This is a genomic window from Niallia taxi (assembly GCF_032818155.1).
GTDB lineage: Bacteria > Bacillota > Bacilli > Bacillales > Cytobacillaceae > Niallia > Niallia taxi_A.
The window spans coordinates 796254-813015 of sequence record NZ_CP102590.1 but is presented as its reverse complement, the minus strand read 5'-3'; the positions used below and the strand labels follow the sequence as shown (position 1 = coordinate 813015).

Genomic DNA, 16762 nt, shown 5'->3' with positions numbered 1-16762 from the left:
ACATGCCTAGAAGTTACCCACTAAAAACAGCTAGGAAAGAAATACTAGAATGTAACAGCCAAATTTTCTTAAAATAGCCGACAAGTAGTTCCATTTCGGGGATGGGCAGGCTAAATAACCGGGGCAAGTACAATAAAAACCGCTGCATACCCGTAGTGTTCAATTAATTGATCAATATCCCATGGCACTCTTCCACATCAACCTTTGTACGTTTAACACATTAACGATTGCTTGTCTCATGTATAATTGCGTATTAAATTCACAAGGAATAGTGTACGATATGGAGTAACTCCAGAGTAAAGGAAGAAGTGAAAAGAAATGAAAAATACATTCGAAAAGACATTTTCCACGGGCGAATTTTCCAAATTACTTGAAGTAAATAAGGATACGCTACTGTATTACGATAAAATCGATTTATTTAAGCCAGCAGGCACCTTTGATAACGGCTATCGCTACTACACATTTGATCAGTTCGATCAATTTTTAGCCATACAATCTCTTCGTGCAGTTGAGGTACCGATTAAAGAACTCAAAACGTATTTTGATGCGCCTAACATCCAGGATTTGCGACAACTAGCATTGGAACAGCACGAAAAAGTAGCAAGAGAAATCCAAAAATTGCAGGACATTCAATTTTTCCTTGACCGAACAGTTACTCTGACAAAAGAGATGGAGGAGGTTTCATTTGGTAAAGTTTTGATAAAGCAATTACCAGCCGAACCTGTTGTATATAGAGACGAGAAAATAGATTGGTCGTTATCAATTGAGGAACTTTACGAGCAAACTACGCCATTTTTAAAAAGGCTAGGAGTTAAAAGTACAGCCGCATACGGTATTATGTATTCAAAAGAAGATTTTCTAAATAAGGAGTTTGGAGTTATAAGCTACCTATTTTGTAGACTAGATTACCCGTCAGCAAAAATGAGACCAGCTGGACATTATGCAACCATTTATCATCAAGGATATGATGAAATCTCACAGACTGAGACTTATAATACGCTACTCGTTTATTTGGAACAGGAGCAGTTGGCGTTAGATGGTGATATTTATGAGGAATATTTACTGCACTCGATTGCTGCAAAAGAGGAAAAAAATTTTATTACAAAAATTAGTGTGAAAGTAAAACCACGTGAGGCGAGTTATCAAACTCTTTAAAGCTTGTCATACTTTACCTCTATCTTGCTAGATAGGCGTTTTTTAATTATTCAAAATCTCTCTCAACAACAAGCCTGATAATTAGGTGCAAAATGATAGCATTAGGGGGCAATTCAACTAGTCTTAGTTGATATATAATCTTCAACAATCGGGGGATTTTGTTCCATAAGGGGACTTCAAGAATGGTAAATATAACTTTGTATGTGACCTACCTTGGAATTAGGCTCGATCCAAGTCAATTAGCTTAATAATTGCGAATTAAAAAAGTTTGTGGAATACTAAAAATCAGTCCTATAAGGACTGATTTTTAGGAGGTACATATATGAACAAAACAGAACTTATTAATGCAGTAGCTGAAATCTCTGAACTATCGAAAAAAGACTCAACTAGAGTAGTTGACTCCTTAATGGAAACAATCACAACAACATTGAAAATTGGTGAAAAAGTAGAAATCTTAGGATTTGGTGCTTTCTCTGTTAGTGAACGTGCGGCTAGAAAGGGCCGTAACCCGCAAACTGGTGAAGAAATAGAAATTGCAGCAAGTAAAGCACCTACTTTCAAAGCTGGAAAAAACTTAAAAGATGCTGTGAAAGAATAAGAACTTTAGTATTGGTAGGGGATCAGTCCTCTACCTTTTATTATAGCCTTTTAATTACTTTAAAAATTAATTTTAGAAGAGGAGAGAGAACTTTACCGGAAGTTATTATTTTATAAGTCTGCAAAGTCTGCGTTAAATTCTTATTAACGCTTAAATAATTTCGGTTAAAAATGCGTCTAATTCCTTATAATGGGTTATACGCATTTTTGTTAAATTCAATTTCCTTCTAAGAAGGTTTAACGCTTATTTAGGGGTTAACGAACAGAATAATTGTTTCCGCAAACTAATATATATATATCTTTTTTATTTGATTAATTTCGTGAAGATGGTGGTTTTTGAATAAGATAGGAATAATTTGTTTTTTATGGTACTTTATAAACGAGACGTTGTTTAGCTAGGGTAAGATTTTATGAAATAAATATATTGCGGCAACAATCCCTGACTGAAATAAGGGCTTGTTAAGGCCATTAATTCAATAAAAATTTAATAAGGAGTGAAACAAATGAAAACAAGTATCAATGAAGAATCTATTTTTTATCAAAGTGGAGATCACATTATTGTAGATGACAGAAAAATAAATATTGTTACTAAATTTGATGAACCCCTAATAGTTGTTTTAGACAATGTTTTAAGCGATCAAGAATGCAATGAATTAATTGAATTTTCTAAAGATAATTTAAAACGCTCTAAGATTAGTTCTTCTGGAGAAGGAGAAGTGAATGATATTAGAACAAGTAGTAGTATGTTTTTCCAAGGAAACGAAAACGATATTCTTGAAAAATTAGAAAAAAGAATTTCCGCTATAATGTGTATTCCTATTGAACATGCTGAAGGTATCCAAATTCTTAAATATACACCTGGTCAAGAATATAAAGCACATTTTGATTTTTTCAATTCTGCTAGTAAAGCTGCTAAAAACAATAGAATTAGCACACTCGTTATTTATTTGAATGATGTGGAAGAAGGTGGAGAAACCTATTTCCCAAAATTAAATCTGTCTATATCCCCTAAAAAAGGAAGCGCTGTATATTTTGAGTATTTTTATAATAATGAAGATTTAAATGAGTTAACTTTACACGGTGGAGCTCCTGTTATCAAAGGAGAAAAATGGGTAGCTACTCAATGGATGCGAAAACAAAAAATCAGATAAAACAACTATAATTATAGTTTACATTAAAATAAGAATTAGTGAATAGTAGGAAGAAGGAGATCATTACTATCAGGTTTTCCATGGACAGATGAAGTACGAACTTCTGCTAAATTGTCTTGGTCAATTAAATTTAGTGTTTGAAAAATTTGTCCATAACTAATTTTTCAAAAATGATTTTACTCTGATCAATGAACTGTTTTACCGCAAAAGTTGATATGATCCTCTATCATTTTTATTATCATTAAATTCTTCACCTGCACCTGTACCAAATATGCCATTAATAATTTCACAAAGGTAAAAATACTGTAAACCATTAAATTCATATGTTGCTATGCATTTAATTGAGCTTCACTTCTAGCCCTAATTCCTCAAATGCTTCACTTTTTGTACCTATGGTTTGATATTGAAAAACTGTTATCTATTGATATAAGACCTAAAGAAGTAGCTTTAAAGGTGGTTGAATTATTTAAGTAAATTAGAATTTTGGTTCCCCCGTAAAGAAAAAAAATTCAATAAGGAATGAGGTGGGAAAGATTGTTAAAGATTTTATTAACGTCAAATGGGTTTTACACAAGTGAAATAAAGCAACATTTTTTCCAGCTTATTGATTATGAAGCAGTGCGAAAAAGGCAACAGTTATTACTACTGTATCCCCGCAAAAACAAAACAATAAATTTGCTATTAAGGCCAGGAAAGATTTGTTAGGAATGGGTTTAAAATTATAAGTCTGCGTTAAATTAACATAAACGCTTATATTTCTTAACAATAAAAATGTCTAAGCCCTTGGTATATATGGGATTAGACGTTTTTTTTTATTATATCATAATTTCAATATAAGGAGGATTAACGCTCATTTCAGGAGTTAACGCTTATTTTCGCATGAAATTGGCTATTTGAGAGATAAAGTATTTGTTAGGTGAGGGAGCTTTGCTGTAAAAAGGTAAGGCATTCTGTTTATGCAACAATAATGGCCGTTTAGTTGAACATAGATTTTGTATACGTGGAGGGCTTACTCCTGAATGGGCAAGGAAAGCAATACTGATATTAGTTATTGTGTATCTTGTCTTTATGTCAGTGAAAGTGGTGGCACAGTACCAATGAAAGGTCTAATCAGCCTGCCAGACTAATGAAGAATCAACAATCATGCAAGGCGAATCTTTTTCACTAAGTTTCTTGTGAGACTATTAGAGGTTCACCTCCTACAGGAGGCCCGACTTATTGAAGGGGAAGAATTGAGACACTGATGGTGTTATGACTTCAGAAGTGTTGAGGATTAAATTGAATTGGATCAGTTGGAACGATCTGTATGAAGAAGTACTTTAATTTGGATATTACAAATATGAGAAATTTTGAAGAAGTGTTAAAATTAAGAATAGAATAGGAGGAAAATAAAATGATTACATTACAGCCTATGAACCAAGAGGAGTTCAAACAATATATCAGTTATGCAATTAAAGACTATGCAAAAGACAAGATTGCATCTGGAAATTGGAGTGAAAATGAAGCGATTGACTTATCTAAAAAAGCATTTGAACGACTACTTCCAAAAGATGAGAAGACCGAGAATAATCATTTATTCTCTATCTTTCACAACAATATCTTAGTGGGAATGATCTGGATTTCACAAAAGGAACCGACAAACTCTAATGAAGGTTTTATATATGATTTTGTGATTTTTGAACAATATCAAGGTCTGGGGTATGGTAAAAAAGCAATGAAAGAAGTTGAAATAATTGCTAAACAGTTAGGTATGAATAAAATGGTTCTACACGTTTTTGGTCATAACAAAATTGCACGTGGATTATATGAAAAAATGGGTTATGAAATTACGAATATAACGATGGCTAAAACAATTTGATAATGAAACATAAAAGTCCAAGTACTCAAATTAATTTTGAGCCTTGGCTTTTTTTATCAGAGGAGAATATAAATGTCTTTGCCTTTGATATTGGGGGACACTTATTCAATTAAAGGGGGCATTAATCCAGTACGGATATGTTATTTTTTGCTCTGGCACTAACATGGAGCAGGTTAGTTGAATAAAGGTGTATCTTGACAAGTGTAAGTATAAAATTATAATGGATATTATAGAGTTTCGTAGTCTTTAATTGTGAAGGAGGTCGTTAACGTTTAATTATTTCAAATCTACTAATTTTTTCTGATTTCATCATAACTTTTTAAATCAGACAATGAGGTCCATGGTCTAATCCACATTCAAGCAATGACTAATTTCCTTCAATTGGAAAATTAAATAAATGGATTCTCAACCTATTGTCAATGAATATCCACCATTTGCTCTGCTAGTATCTGAATACCAATAGGTTTGGATGAGTTTGACAAAGCTAAATTTATCATTGAATGAAGAGCATAGACTAACTCTAGCTGGTTTAGACCTGACATCTAAATAAAAATAATGTCTTTTTGACGCTCTTATTATAGATATAAAGGGTCTTCAATGTGAGTATTTGAGAAGTTTGGTAATTAATCTGATAATAAAGATATTTAATTAAAGGGAGTGTATATAATGTTAGATTGCGTGATTGTTGGAGGAGGTCCAGCTGGTTTAAACGCTGCACTTGTATTAGGAAGGGCAAGAAGGAAAGTGGTGTTATTCGATAATAATTCTCCGAGAAATGCTGTTACCAACGAGTCGCATGGGTTTATAACCAGAGATGGAATTAAACCAAGCGAATTTAGAAAAATTGCTCACTATGACATAGGAAAATATCCTTCTGTAGTGATAAGAAATGAAAAAATTTTTGATATTAAAAAAAGGGGAACAATATTTAATCTAGTTACGGAGGAAGGGGAATGTATTCAAGCAAAGAAAGTTATTTTAGCAACGGGTCTAAAGGAGATCCATCCTTCTGTGGAAAAACTTATGGATTATTACGGAAAAAGCCTTTTTAGTTGTCCTTATTGTGATGGATGGGAGTTGAAAGACCGTCCGCTTATTGTGTTATCTGAGCACCCATCTGTATTTCATATGGTTAAAATTGTTTATAATTGGAGCAAAAACTTAATTATTTGTACCAATGGGCATAAGGTTTTAACTCTAGAGCAAAAAGAAGTACTTCAAAGAAAAGGAATAAAAATAATTGAACAAAAAATTAGGACACTTGTTGGTGAAAATGGGCTTTTGGAAGCTGTAATTTTTGAGGATGATCAAATAGAAAAGATGTCTGGCGGATTTGTGACACCCGAATGGATTCAGGCTTCATTTTTTGGAAAATCTTTAGGTTGTGAAGTAAACCAACTTGGCGGATTAATTACAGATGAGTTAGGCAGGACGAATATTGAAGGTATTTATGCGGCAGGTGATACATCCGTAATTGCCCCTTCACAGGTAATTATTGCGGCGGCTCAGGGGAGTAGAGCTGCCATAGGAGTGAATTCAGACTTGACTCAAGAGGAATTTAATTAAAAATTTGTTGAGTAATTCACTTAAACTTACGGAGGCGCTATTTTAAGACAAATTTGCCTTCCACATTTTTAACATAAATAATGTATGTTTGACCATTAAATATTAACCTAAATATAAAACTGGTTATATCACTATATTCATGATGCTGATAATGACGGTATCCTTGGAGTAATCTTCCCAAACTTTGATGGATAAATATTTCCCTAATTGAGAAATGTACACAATGATTTTTGCAAGTCCAAACTCATATTAGGGAAAGGGCACATTCTTTGGGGGAGGTTTGCAGTACTGATTTAAATGAAGAAGGTCGGGCATTATAACCATGTGGACTGCTATGTGTTAGTAACCCGGGGACTCAGAAGGATATTGAGCTAGGAGTTCAGCGAGTTGCTATACGTAATTACAAATTACACTAATATTGTTTGTTCCTATCATGGTGAAATTATATGGTAAAAGCTTGTCGCGTCTACCATAAAACATTTATTGGAGTAAATCAAAGAAGACTATTTTTCATCATAGGGTGGAAATAAAACGCTCATGTTTGATTCTTTTGTTAATTTTAATGAATAAATTGTTAGGTTATGATATCAGTAGAACATAGTGATACTAAATCAGTATCTTACATTTTAGAACAGAAAACAGTTACCTAAGTGTTAGTTGTTTTCTGTTCTAAAAGTCGTGCCAGCATTCCTGTAGTCGAGACAATATTCTTCGAATTATAATACCCGCATCCCAGTGCAACAAAAAAACTCCCTTACATATATGGTGTTAATAGTTGTAACCTTATTATGAAGCCTCTTCTGGTGGTACGATTTCGAATTCACCTTCTGCATACTCTTGCTCTGCGTAATGACTTCCCCATTGACAGAGCTCCTGCAAGATAGGTTTAAGAGAGTCTCCAAGTTCAGTGGATGAATATTCAACCTTCGGCGGTACCTGATTATACATCTTTCTGCTCACGAGTCCACTGGCTTCAAGCTCTCTAAGTGTTTGAATCAGCATTTTCTGAGTTATATTTGGGACAATGCGCTTTAATTCACTCGTTCTCTTTGGTCCATTCATTAAAAAGTATAGTACAAGACCTTTCCATTTACCGCCAATAACTTCCTTTGTCACTTCAAAACCACAACTAAATTTTTTCATGTCTAAACCTCTCCATTCTACAATTATTACTTTTTAGTTACTATATCACAAAAAAGTGGGTACTTCCGATAATGGGCTTACTGAAGGATACTATAACTTGTAAGTTGATCTTCAAGTACTTAAAGGTACTGGAAATAAAAGTAATTCTAGAGGAGTGTTAAGTATGGGTAAATTTGAAGGTAAAATAGCGCTTGTAACGGGCGGAACAAGTGGGATTGGTCTTGCTACTGCACAAAAGTTTGTAGATGAAGGTGCATATGTTTATATCACAGGACGTAGACAAAACGAACTTGATAAAGCAGTTAACCAAATTGGCAAGAACGTAACCGGTGTTCAAGGGGATATTTCTAAGCTTGAAGACTTAGACAAACTATATGACATTATAAAGCAGGAAAAAGGTAAGTTGGACATTCTTTTTGCTAATGCAGGTACCGGCAACTTCCTTCCATTAGGTGAAATTACTGAAGAGCAGGTTGATAGAACGTTCGACATTAACGTTAAAGGAACCATCTTTACTGTTCAAAAAGCGTTATCACTATTCCCGAATAAAGTAGGTTCTATTATTGTAACGGGATCTACTGCTGGATCAATTGGCAACCCAGCGTTTAGTGTATATGGAGCATCTAAAGCAGCATTAAGAGCACTAGTTCGTAACTGGATTCTTGACCTAAAAGGTACTGAAATCCGTGTAAATGTGGTTAGTCCAGGAGTTATTCTTACGCCTGCCTACGATGAGCTTTTTGGTGATGCACTTGAAGGAGTAATGGAAAATAACAGAAATACTGTTCCAGCCGGAAAAGTTGGGACACCTGAAGAAGTAGCAAGCGCTGTATCTTTCCTTGCTTCAGACGAAAGCAGTTACTTGACGGGTGTTGAATTGTTCGTAGATGGTGGGCTAGCACAGGTTTAATATAACTTTGCAGAGATTACAGATGGGACCGGAAAACGGTTAATGGGGCTTTACTTGAAGAAATCAAATGAAAAAGTCGTTTCCTTTACGGACTGGGAATTCGACTTTTTTATGTAGATCCGCATTTTCCATACGCTACCTTCAAGATTTAGCCAACCAAACATATCCATAATCCCCATTTTGAATAATATGAAATTTATATCTATAAATTTATCCTATCATAACTTTCTAATATTAGTTGAAATATTTACCTTAAATAAAATATCCTTTAACTTAACCTAATATTTGCAATCCCTAAACGTTGCAGGAGTAAATTTTGCTTCTCGTAAGATTTGTAAGGTAAACAGAGGTGGAAGAAAATGAGGCAGTTTTGTGCAAGAAGCAACCATATTGGATTGTCAACATTAAATCAAACAGCTTTTTTAAGGGACGATTGTTTGTAGTCAATGGGGCTTACATAACCTAGTGTTCCATGGATTCGAAGTTTGTTATACCAGTTAACATAGTCACTGAATTCTAGCGTTAAATATTCTAAACTATCAAATTTCATTTGGCTAATAAACTCTGTTTTAATGATTTTAAATGTAGCTTCCGCTACAGCGTTATCATATGGACAGTCTTTCATGCTTAAAGAGCGACCAATCTGGAAGGCCGCTAACGTTTGGTCAATGAGCTGGTTTTTAAACTCAGGCGTGAAAGTACGGCGTTCTCGTTTTGTCATAGTGGGTTCTCCTCATCTGTTTTAGATCAAGTGTACGTGACCTTAATTTTTCTGTCCAGATAAGTGTAGACGCTCCAGTTAGGAGGATTCACATGAAAGTAGAAAAATTGTTAGAACTATTAAATGAAATGTCGTTAGAGGAAAAAATTTATCAACTTGTTCAATTGGATGGGTCATTATACAGTGAAAATGCAGCTGTGACAGGACCTAAGGCTAAACTGGGAATCAGTGATGATGTAATTAATAATATGGGTTCCATCTTTAATGTATTTGGAGCTGAAAAATTAAAAGGCATACAAGATGAGTATTTAGAGAATAGCAGATTGAAAATTCCTCTTTTGTTATTAGCAGATGTTATTTATGGATATAAAACAGTGTTACCTATCCCAATCGCTTATGCTTGTTCATGGAATCTTCTCTCCAGTTGCTGATTTAGTACGAGACCCTAGATGGGGAAGAGTTATGGAAACTACAGGAGAGGACGCGTACTTAAATAGCCTCTATGCAAAGGCTGCTGTTGAGGGTTTTCAAGGTGATCTAAGCTTGGATTATGTTGCTTCCTGTTTAAAACATTTTGCAGCATATGGGGCTCCGGAAGCTGGAAGAGAGTATAACACTGTAGATATGTCAGAAAGAAAGTTAAGACAGGATTACTTACCAGCATATAATTTGGTAGTTTATAATTCGTTTTTTCTGATAAATCCGAAAAAAGTTCAAGTTTTGAAACCATACCTAATCCTCCTGAAGGAATCTACAATTTTGACAGAATTATATCCAATTTTAATGGAATCTACGAGTACGTAGATATAAAATTGTAAATATGTTGTAGAAGGGTGCGTTAATTATAATACTATTACTAGTACGATGAGAAAAGTGTTAACTGGAAAAGATTAAATTGACAACAAGAAAATCCCTATGCTAGACTTGCTTAAGGGATTGTTACCGCTTTATTGTGGGCTATACCTGAGTTTGTAAAATTAATGAATATAATATGAATAGGGACTATCGATGAATGTTTATAAAGTAATCAATAATAATATCGTATTGTCTAGGAATCAAGATAATCTAGAAATTGTCGTAATGGGAAGTGGAATCGGCTTTAAGAAAAAAGTCGGAGACAGTATTGAGGAATCTCGAATTGAGAATATATATCTTAGTTCAAAAGAGTGGAATGTCAATAAATTGACCCAGATGCTTTCTTCAATCCCAATTGAACACATTCAAGTAGCCAATGAAATCATTAGCTTTGCAAAAGTTTCACTTGGGAAAAAATTAAGTGAAAACGTCTTCTTAACATTGACCGATCATATTAGTTATGCGATTGAGCGCTATCAGAATGGGATGGAAATAAAAAATGCCCTTCTATGGGAAATCAAGAGGTTTTACAACCATGAGTTCTTAATTGGAAAAGAAGCGTTATCAATTGTAAGAAACCGACTTGGGGTTGAGTTGCCAGAAGATGAAGCTGGATTTATTGCCTTGCATATCGTAAATGCAGAACTTGATATGGGACAAGTAAGCCGCGTTTCAGAAATAGCAAAGGTTATCCAAAAAATCTTAAGTATAATAAAGTTTCATTTCAAAATTGATTTGGATGAGTATTCACTTTATTATGAACGATTCATCACTCACTTAAAGTTTTTCTTTCAGCGTTTGTTTAGTGATGTTAAATTGGATGATGCAGGGACATCAAGTTTTATTTTTATGTTAAAAGAAAAATATACAAATGAGTACTCTTGTGCATTGAAAATTAAAGAGTATATAAAAAAGGAACTTGGAAAAGATTTAGAAGAAGATGAGTTAATCTACTTAACGATACATATCAAAAGAATAACAAATAATTAGGATTGTTACTGTTTGCAGGCTATACCTAAATGGAACCTTAGTTTTAAGGGATTCATTTAGGTATTTTTTTATTCATTTTTTTCTAGAAAGCGTTAAGTTGAGTTTATTAAAACGGAGGATGATAGGGATGAACTATCAAGAGTTAGCAAAATTAATCATCGACAAAGTTGGTGGTGAAGAAAATGTTAAAAGTTTGAATCACTGTGCTACACGTTTGCGTTTCAATTTAAAAGACGACAAAAAAACGGATGAACAAGCTTTAAAAAACACTTCAGGTATAATGGGAGTTGTAAACAAAGGTGGGCAGTACCAGGTTATTATTGGAAGCGATGTAGGAAATGTTTATAAAGAGATAACTAAGCAAACCAATATTTCAAATGAAGGTGAAGAGACTAAGGGAGAAGATAAACGTTCTGCTTTTGCAAAAGTGATTGATACAATTACAGGGATTTTCACACCGATTCTTCCAGCAATAACAGCAGCAGGGATGTTAAAAGCCGTTTTATCTGTTTTAGTTGTATTTAATGTTTTAACAACGGAGAGCCAAAGCTATCAAGTTATTAATTTTATGGCAGATGCTGCATTCTACTTTTTACCTATCTTGCTAGCAGTATCTTCTGCACAAAAATTCAAGGCAAATATGTATTTAGCAATAATGGTTGGAGGTATCTTACTACATCCAGCTTTCGTTACGATGGTTAATGCAGTAAAAGAGACTGGAGGTAGCATTCATCTTTTGGGACTTCCGATTTCTGCAGTATCTTATTCATCATCTGTAATACCGATTATTCTTTCTGTATGGTTTATGTCTTATGTTGAGCCTATTGCAGATAAAATTTCACCAAAGGCAATTAAGTTTTTTAGTAAACCATTAATCACCATTTTTGTTGTAGGAACAGTTAGTCTTGTCGTTTTAGGGCCTATTGGTTATTTAATCAGTGATGCTATTTCAAAGGGGATAACAACATTAGAATCTGTTAGTCCTTGGATTGTTCCATTGTTGGTTGGTACGTTTTCTCCCTTACTTGTTGCAACGGGTACCCATTATGGTCTAGTTCCAATTGGAATTAACAACCGGATGACAACGGGTTATGATACAGTGATTTATCCTGGAATGCTTGCTTCCAATGTGAGTCAGGGTGCTGCTGCTATCGGGGTTGGTATTAAATCGAAGGATACTAAAATTAAGCAACTAGCTTATTCTGCTGGTTTGACTGGTCTGTTTGGTATTACAGAACCTGCTTTATATGGAGTTAATTTACGCTTCAAGACACCACTTTACGCAGCAATGATTGGCGGCGGAGTTGGTGGATTATTTCTGGGTATTTTGAGAGTAAGAAACTTTTCTGGTGGGTCACCAGGTCTTCTAACCTTACCTAGTTATATTGGAGATAACACATTGAGTTTCTTCTACTATGCATGTATTGGTGCAGTTATTAGTATTATAGTCACATTTATTACAACATTAATACTTTATAAAGATCCTATCGCTGATGAAGTAGTTGAACCAACCGAATCCGCAACAAAGGGGAAATTGCCAACTGTTAATGGTGCAACAGTTTTATCCCCAATGCAAGGAACTTTACACAGTCTAAAACAAGTAGATGATGGTATGTTTTCAGAAGAAATATTAGGACAAGGAGTTGCAATCGAACCTTCAGAAGGTACAGTTGTTTCACCTATAAATGGTACAGTAAGCGCCATATTCGATTCAAAACACGCAATTGGACTAACGAGTGAAGAGGGTATAGAGATTTTAATTCATATTGGAATTGATACCGTTCAACTAAATGGCGAAGGATATGAGTATTTCATTCAGAACGGACAAAAGGTTAACATTGGAGATAAATTGATTCAGTTTGATCTTGAGGGAATTAAATCAAAGGGATATAAGATAATTACCCCTATTGTGATTACAAACTCGGCAGAAGTTGGGGAAATATTAACAGCAAATGATAACCCAATTATGTTTGGAGAAGAAATAATTAAAATAATGAAGTAGGAGGAAGGAAAATGGGATTTAGAGAAGACTTTTTATGGGGCGGCGCGACAGCTGCAAATCAATGTGAAGGCGGTTTCGAACAAGGTGGGCGAGGTTTAGCCAATGTGGATGTTATTCCAACAGGTAGTGAACGAAGAAGTATCATTACTGGTAAAAAGAAAATGTATGATTTTGAGGAAGGGTATTATTATCCTGCTAAAGAGGCAATTGATATGTACCATCATTACAAAGAAGACATTAGTTTATTCGGTGAAATGGGTTTTAAAACGTATCGATTATCTATAGCTTGGAGCCGTATTTTTCCAAAAGGCGATGAATTGGAGCCAAATGAGGAAGGTCTAAAATTCTACGAAGACCTATTTAAGGAATGCCATAAGTATGGAATTGAACCTTTAGTGACAATAACCCATTTTGATTGCCCTATGTACTTGATTGAAAATTATGGTGGCTGGCGAAATCGAAAGATGATCGATTTTTATAAACGTCTATGTAGAGTATTATTTACACGATATAAAGGGCTGGTAAAATACTGGCTTACTTTCAATGAAATTAATATGATTCTTCATGCGCCATTTCTTGGAGCAGGCATATGTTTTGAAGAAGGGGAAAATGAGGAGCAAGTTAAATATCAAGCAGCTCATCATGAACTTGTTGCAAGTGCAGAAGCGACTAAGATTGCACATGAGATAGACCCTGGAAATATGGTAGGCTGTATGTTAGCAGCAGCCAGTTATTATCCTTACAGTTGCCGACCAGAAGATGTCTGGGAGGGGAAGAAAAAGGATCGAGGGAATTACTTTTTCATTGATGTTCAATCAAAAGGAGCCTATCCGGCTTATGCGTTAAAAGAATTAGCTAGGAACAACATATCAATTGATATGTTGCCGGAAGACCATGAAATCTTAAAGAAACACACTGTTGATTTTATTTCTTTCTCTTATTATGCATCACGCGTAGCAGCAGCTGAAGATTCTAATGTTGAAAAAACGGCAGGAAATCTATTCCCAACTATAAAAAATCCGTACCTCCATGCAAGTGAATGGGGATGGCAGATTGATCCTCTAGGTTTACGAATTACAATGAATGATTTATATGATCGTTATCAAAAACCTTTATTTATCGTTGAAAATGGTCTCGGTGCTGTTGATATACCAGATGAATCGGGGTATGTAGAAGATGATTATCGAATCGAATATCTAGCAGCGCATATTCAGGCTATGAAAGAAGCTGTGGACGAGGATGGAGTTGACCTTCTTGGTTATACAAGTTGGGGTTGTATTGATTTAGTATCAGCAGGTACTGGTGAAATGAAAAAGAGATATGGCTTTATCTATGTAGACCGTGATAATACAGGTAACGGTACTCTTAAAAGAACGAAGAAAAAGTCATTTAATTGGTATAAGAAAGTAATTGAAACAAATGGGGAAGACTTATCTAATTAATAATATAAATTGTTTACTTATATTTCTAATCTTTCGTTAAAATAGTTGAGTCTAAGTGAAAAAGAAAATATATAGGTAGTAATACTTGAAAGAAGAGGCTGGGACAAAACAAAAGATAACCTTTCTAAACACGAATAATAAAATTACATCTGAATTGGAAAAATGAAGCACGTGACTAAATAGTATATATGGGTTCAAAATTAGTTCGTTTCATTGCGCTGCAGCCACTCGCTTTCCGCGGGGAGGAAGCTGAGCCTCCTCGCCTTCGCCTGCGGGGTCTAAAGCGTCCTCTATTTCCCGCAGGAGTCGAGTGTCCTCCGCTCCACTCCACTAAGATTTCTAATCATTTGTATTAAAACTAAAGAAACCAAAAAACCGAACGATTTAATCATTAATGATAAGCTCCCCTATAGGTAGACAGGTTAAAAAATAAAATCTGGATACTATGGGGGAGTATTTTTTATGTCTCGAAAGTTTTACTCTGCAGAAGAAAAATATGAAATAGTGAAGGCGTTTGATGAATCACTTTCTTCACTTAAAGTGGCATCCATTTATAAAGTACATCATGCCACCGTTTTGGAATGGAAATATAAGTTTGATACCTTTGGCTTAGAAGGATTAAAGGAGTCTTCCGCATGGAAAAAATATTCGGAAGAACTAAAGTTATCCGCCATAAAAGAGTATTTGTCCGGTGGTTCTTCGATTCGTGAGGTTTCTAGAATGTATGAAATATCCCATCCCTCTGTCCTCAGAAGTTGGATTAGGAAGTATAATAGTCATAGTGAATTAAAAGATGCGTCACAAGGAAGGACGGGCTCTATGACTAATGAAAGCAAACTAACTTGGGAAGAACGATTACATATTGTACTTGATTGCTTGGGGAACGGAAAAAATTATCAAGAAGCAGCGGATACGTATCAAGTTTCTTATCAACAAGTTTATCACTGGGTAAAGAAGTATGAAGATGGCGGAGAAGAAGCGTTGAAAGATAGACGTGGTAAAAGGAAAGAGGAATCAAAGCTAACTCCAGAAGAAAAATTCAAGCTTCAAATGAAAAAGCTAGAAAGAGAAAATGAACGGTTACGTGCGGAGAATTTGTATTTAAAAAAGTTGGAGGAGATAGAAAGGAGGAGAAAATAAAGCCTATCCGATTCGAGGATAAATATATCGCTATCCAGGAGCTTCACAGGGAAGAAAACATAAGTATTTCTTTACTTTGTGAAATAGTCAAAATAGCACGATCCGCCTATTATAAATGGCTGAATCGTCTCCCTACTTCCCAGGATTTACTGAATGAAAAAATCATAAAAGAAATGAAGATTCTTCATGAAAAAGTGGATAGTACCTTCGGTTATCGTCAGATGACGCTTCACATGAATAGACAGTTTAAAGAGAAACTTAATCATAAAAGAATCTATCGACTAATGAAAGTGGCTGGCTTACGCTCGATTATCCGCATCAAGAAGAAACGTTATAAACACTTTACTCCTAAACAGGTGGCGGAAAATAGACTAAATCGAGAATTTACTGCGGAAAAACCAAATGAAAAATGGGTTACAGATGTAACGGAATTTAAGTATGGCCAATCAAGGAAGGCTTATTTAAGTGCGATTCGTGACCTTTATGATGGCTCCATTGTAAGTTTTGTTATAGGACATTCCAATAATAATAGACTTGTATTTAAGACGCTAGACCAAGCAACTGCACTATTATTAGAGGAGGAACATCCACTTATCCATAGTGATCGTGGGTATCAATATACCTCCAAAGGATTTAAGCAAAGGATAGATGCGGCGAAAATGACGCAGAGTATGTCAAGAGTTGGTCGATGTATTGATAATGGACCGATGGAATCTTTTTGGGGAACACTGAAATGTGAGAAGTATTATATACATAAATATAAGACATTTGAGGAACTTGAACATGCGATAGAGGAGTATATTCATTTTTATAATTATGAAAGATATCAAAAACGATTAAACGGCTTAAGCCCTATGGAATATAGAGCTCAAGCTGTTTAAATCTTTTTTATTATTTCAACTGTCTACTTGACAGGGGGCATTTCATAATTGATTAAATCGTTCGGTTTTTACATAGATTCACATACTTATGTCTCACCCTCTTCTTTTTTTAGACTTAAACGATGATTTGATGGCTACTTTTTTAGAATACTTTCATTATCTATTCACCAAGAACTGGATACCCTGTTCAAAAATACTCCGTGTTAAAATCTAGTTTTTACATGGGTATTTTTATTTTAGATGCATTTTTTAAAGACCAGTTTCTAATGATCAGATGGCTGAACTCTGTTTCACATTAAGCAGAAACAGGTTGAATATCATTCTTTTTTAAAAATAATTCTTTTATGGAAT

13 protein-coding genes and 1 pseudogene are annotated in these 16762 nt (G+C 34.6%); 12 read left to right on the top strand and 2 right to left on the bottom strand.

Annotation, left to right across the window (positions count from 1 at the left end; all coding sequences use genetic code 11):
- Positions 1-318: 318 nt before the first annotated feature.
- From NQZ71_RS23135 to NQZ71_RS23115, 5 genes are all read left to right on the top strand, one after another.
- Positions 319-1155: a MerR family transcriptional regulator gene (locus NQZ71_RS23135; protein ID WP_317011812.1), complete on the top strand. Its 837-nt coding sequence runs from the start codon at positions 319-321 to the stop codon at positions 1153-1155.
- Positions 1156-1477: 322 nt separating this feature from the next.
- Positions 1478-1753, top strand: a complete 276-nt coding sequence (locus NQZ71_RS23130) for an HU family DNA-binding protein (RefSeq protein ID WP_275008795.1) — start codon at positions 1478-1480, stop codon at positions 1751-1753.
- A gap of 502 nt (positions 1754-2255) precedes the next feature.
- Complete coding sequence (locus NQZ71_RS23125) at positions 2256-2903, top strand: 2OG-Fe(II) oxygenase (RefSeq protein WP_317011811.1); 648 nt, start codon at positions 2256-2258, stop codon at positions 2901-2903.
- Positions 2904-4296: 1393 nt separating this feature from the next.
- The gene (locus tag NQZ71_RS23120; protein WP_275008797.1) at positions 4297-4761 is read left to right on the top strand and encodes a GNAT family N-acetyltransferase; all 465 of its coding nucleotides are present in this window, start codon (positions 4297-4299) and stop codon (positions 4759-4761) included.
- A gap of 663 nt (positions 4762-5424) precedes the next feature.
- On the top strand, positions 5425-6327 hold the full coding sequence (locus tag NQZ71_RS23115; protein ID WP_317012521.1) for an NAD(P)/FAD-dependent oxidoreductase: 903 nt from the start codon (positions 5425-5427) through the stop codon (positions 6325-6327).
- Positions 6328-7113: 786 nt separating this feature from the next.
- On the opposite strand, the gene NQZ71_RS23110 is transcribed toward NQZ71_RS23115, so the two are convergent.
- A complete protein-coding gene (locus NQZ71_RS23110; protein WP_317011810.1) occupies positions 7114-7470 on the bottom strand; it encodes a winged helix-turn-helix transcriptional regulator in 357 nt (118 codons plus the stop codon).
- A 163-nt stretch (positions 7471-7633) separates the two neighbouring features.
- Here NQZ71_RS23110 and NQZ71_RS23105 point away from each other — a divergent pair, with 163 nt between their 5' ends.
- Positions 7634-8380 carry an SDR family NAD(P)-dependent oxidoreductase gene (locus NQZ71_RS23105; RefSeq protein ID WP_260056148.1) on the top strand — a complete coding sequence of 249 codons (747 nt, stop codon included), beginning with the start codon at positions 7634-7636 and terminating at the stop codon, positions 8378-8380.
- Positions 8381-8789: 409 nt separating this feature from the next.
- On the opposite strand, the pseudogene NQZ71_RS23100 reads toward NQZ71_RS23105, so the two are convergent.
- Positions 8790-9068: pseudogene (locus NQZ71_RS23100) on the bottom strand (IS3 family transposase); the annotation flags it as partial.
- A 125-nt stretch (positions 9069-9193) separates the two neighbouring features.
- Between NQZ71_RS23100 and NQZ71_RS26275 the strand changes: the two are divergent.
- The 6 genes from NQZ71_RS26275 to NQZ71_RS23075 all read left to right on the top strand — a co-directional run bounded on the left by NQZ71_RS26275 (position 9194) and on the right by NQZ71_RS23075 (position 16411).
- A complete protein-coding gene (locus NQZ71_RS26275) occupies positions 9194-9532 on the top strand; it encodes a hypothetical protein (RefSeq protein WP_394374138.1) in 339 nt (112 codons plus the stop codon).
- A 31-nt stretch (positions 9533-9563) separates the two neighbouring features.
- A complete protein-coding gene (locus NQZ71_RS26270) occupies positions 9564-9905 on the top strand; it encodes a glycoside hydrolase family 3 N-terminal domain-containing protein (RefSeq protein WP_394374137.1) in 342 nt (113 codons plus the stop codon).
- Between the two features lie 204 nt (positions 9906-10109).
- Positions 10110-10946, top strand: coding sequence for a BglG family transcription antiterminator LicT (licT, locus tag NQZ71_RS23090; protein ID WP_144457064.1), 837 nt, complete (start codon positions 10110-10112; stop codon positions 10944-10946).
- A 127-nt stretch (positions 10947-11073) separates the two neighbouring features.
- Positions 11074-12948, top strand: a complete 1875-nt coding sequence (locus tag NQZ71_RS23085) for a beta-glucoside-specific PTS transporter subunit IIABC (protein ID WP_144457066.1) — start codon at positions 11074-11076, stop codon at positions 12946-12948.
- An 11-nt stretch (positions 12949-12959) separates the two neighbouring features.
- Positions 12960-14390, top strand: a complete 1431-nt coding sequence (locus tag NQZ71_RS23080) for a 6-phospho-beta-glucosidase (protein ID WP_317011809.1) — start codon at positions 12960-12962, stop codon at positions 14388-14390.
- Positions 14391-14852: 462 nt separating this feature from the next.
- Positions 14853-16411, top strand: a protein-coding gene (locus tag NQZ71_RS23075) for an IS3 family transposase (protein WP_317010862.1) whose coding sequence is annotated in 2 segments (ribosomal slippage) — positions 14853-15504 and positions 15504-16411 — 1560 coding nt in all. Because the reading frame shifts where the segments join, the coding sequence is not laid out codon by codon here.
- The last annotated feature ends 351 nt before the right edge of the window (positions 16412-16762 follow it).

Excerpts from the sequence above, each read along its gene's own strand:
- NQZ71_RS23135 (WP_317011812.1), top strand. The coding sequence starts at position 319 with ATGAAAAATACATTCGAAAAGACATTTTCCACGGGCGAATTTTCCAAA.
- NQZ71_RS23130 (WP_275008795.1), top strand. The coding sequence starts at position 1,478 with ATGAACAAAACAGAACTTATTAATGCAGTAGCTGAAATCTCTGAACTA.
- NQZ71_RS23125 (WP_317011811.1), top strand. The coding sequence starts at position 2,256 with ATGAAAACAAGTATCAATGAAGAATCTATTTTTTATCAAAGTGGAGAT.
- NQZ71_RS23120 (WP_275008797.1), top strand. The coding sequence starts at position 4,297 with ATGATTACATTACAGCCTATGAACCAAGAGGAGTTCAAACAATATATC.
- NQZ71_RS23110 (WP_317011810.1), bottom strand. The coding sequence starts at position 7,470 with ATGAAAAAATTTAGTTGTGGTTTTGAAGTGACAAAGGAAGTTATTGGC.
- NQZ71_RS23105 (WP_260056148.1), top strand. The coding sequence starts at position 7,634 with ATGGGTAAATTTGAAGGTAAAATAGCGCTTGTAACGGGCGGAACAAGT.
- NQZ71_RS26275 (WP_394374138.1), top strand. The coding sequence starts at position 9,194 with ATGAAAGTAGAAAAATTGTTAGAACTATTAAATGAAATGTCGTTAGAG.
- NQZ71_RS26270 (WP_394374137.1), top strand. The coding sequence starts at position 9,564 with ATGGAAACTACAGGAGAGGACGCGTACTTAAATAGCCTCTATGCAAAG.
- licT (WP_144457064.1), top strand. The coding sequence starts at position 10,110 with ATGAATGTTTATAAAGTAATCAATAATAATATCGTATTGTCTAGGAAT.
- NQZ71_RS23085 (WP_144457066.1), top strand. The coding sequence starts at position 11,074 with ATGAACTATCAAGAGTTAGCAAAATTAATCATCGACAAAGTTGGTGGT.
- NQZ71_RS23080 (WP_317011809.1), top strand. The coding sequence starts at position 12,960 with ATGGGATTTAGAGAAGACTTTTTATGGGGCGGCGCGACAGCTGCAAAT.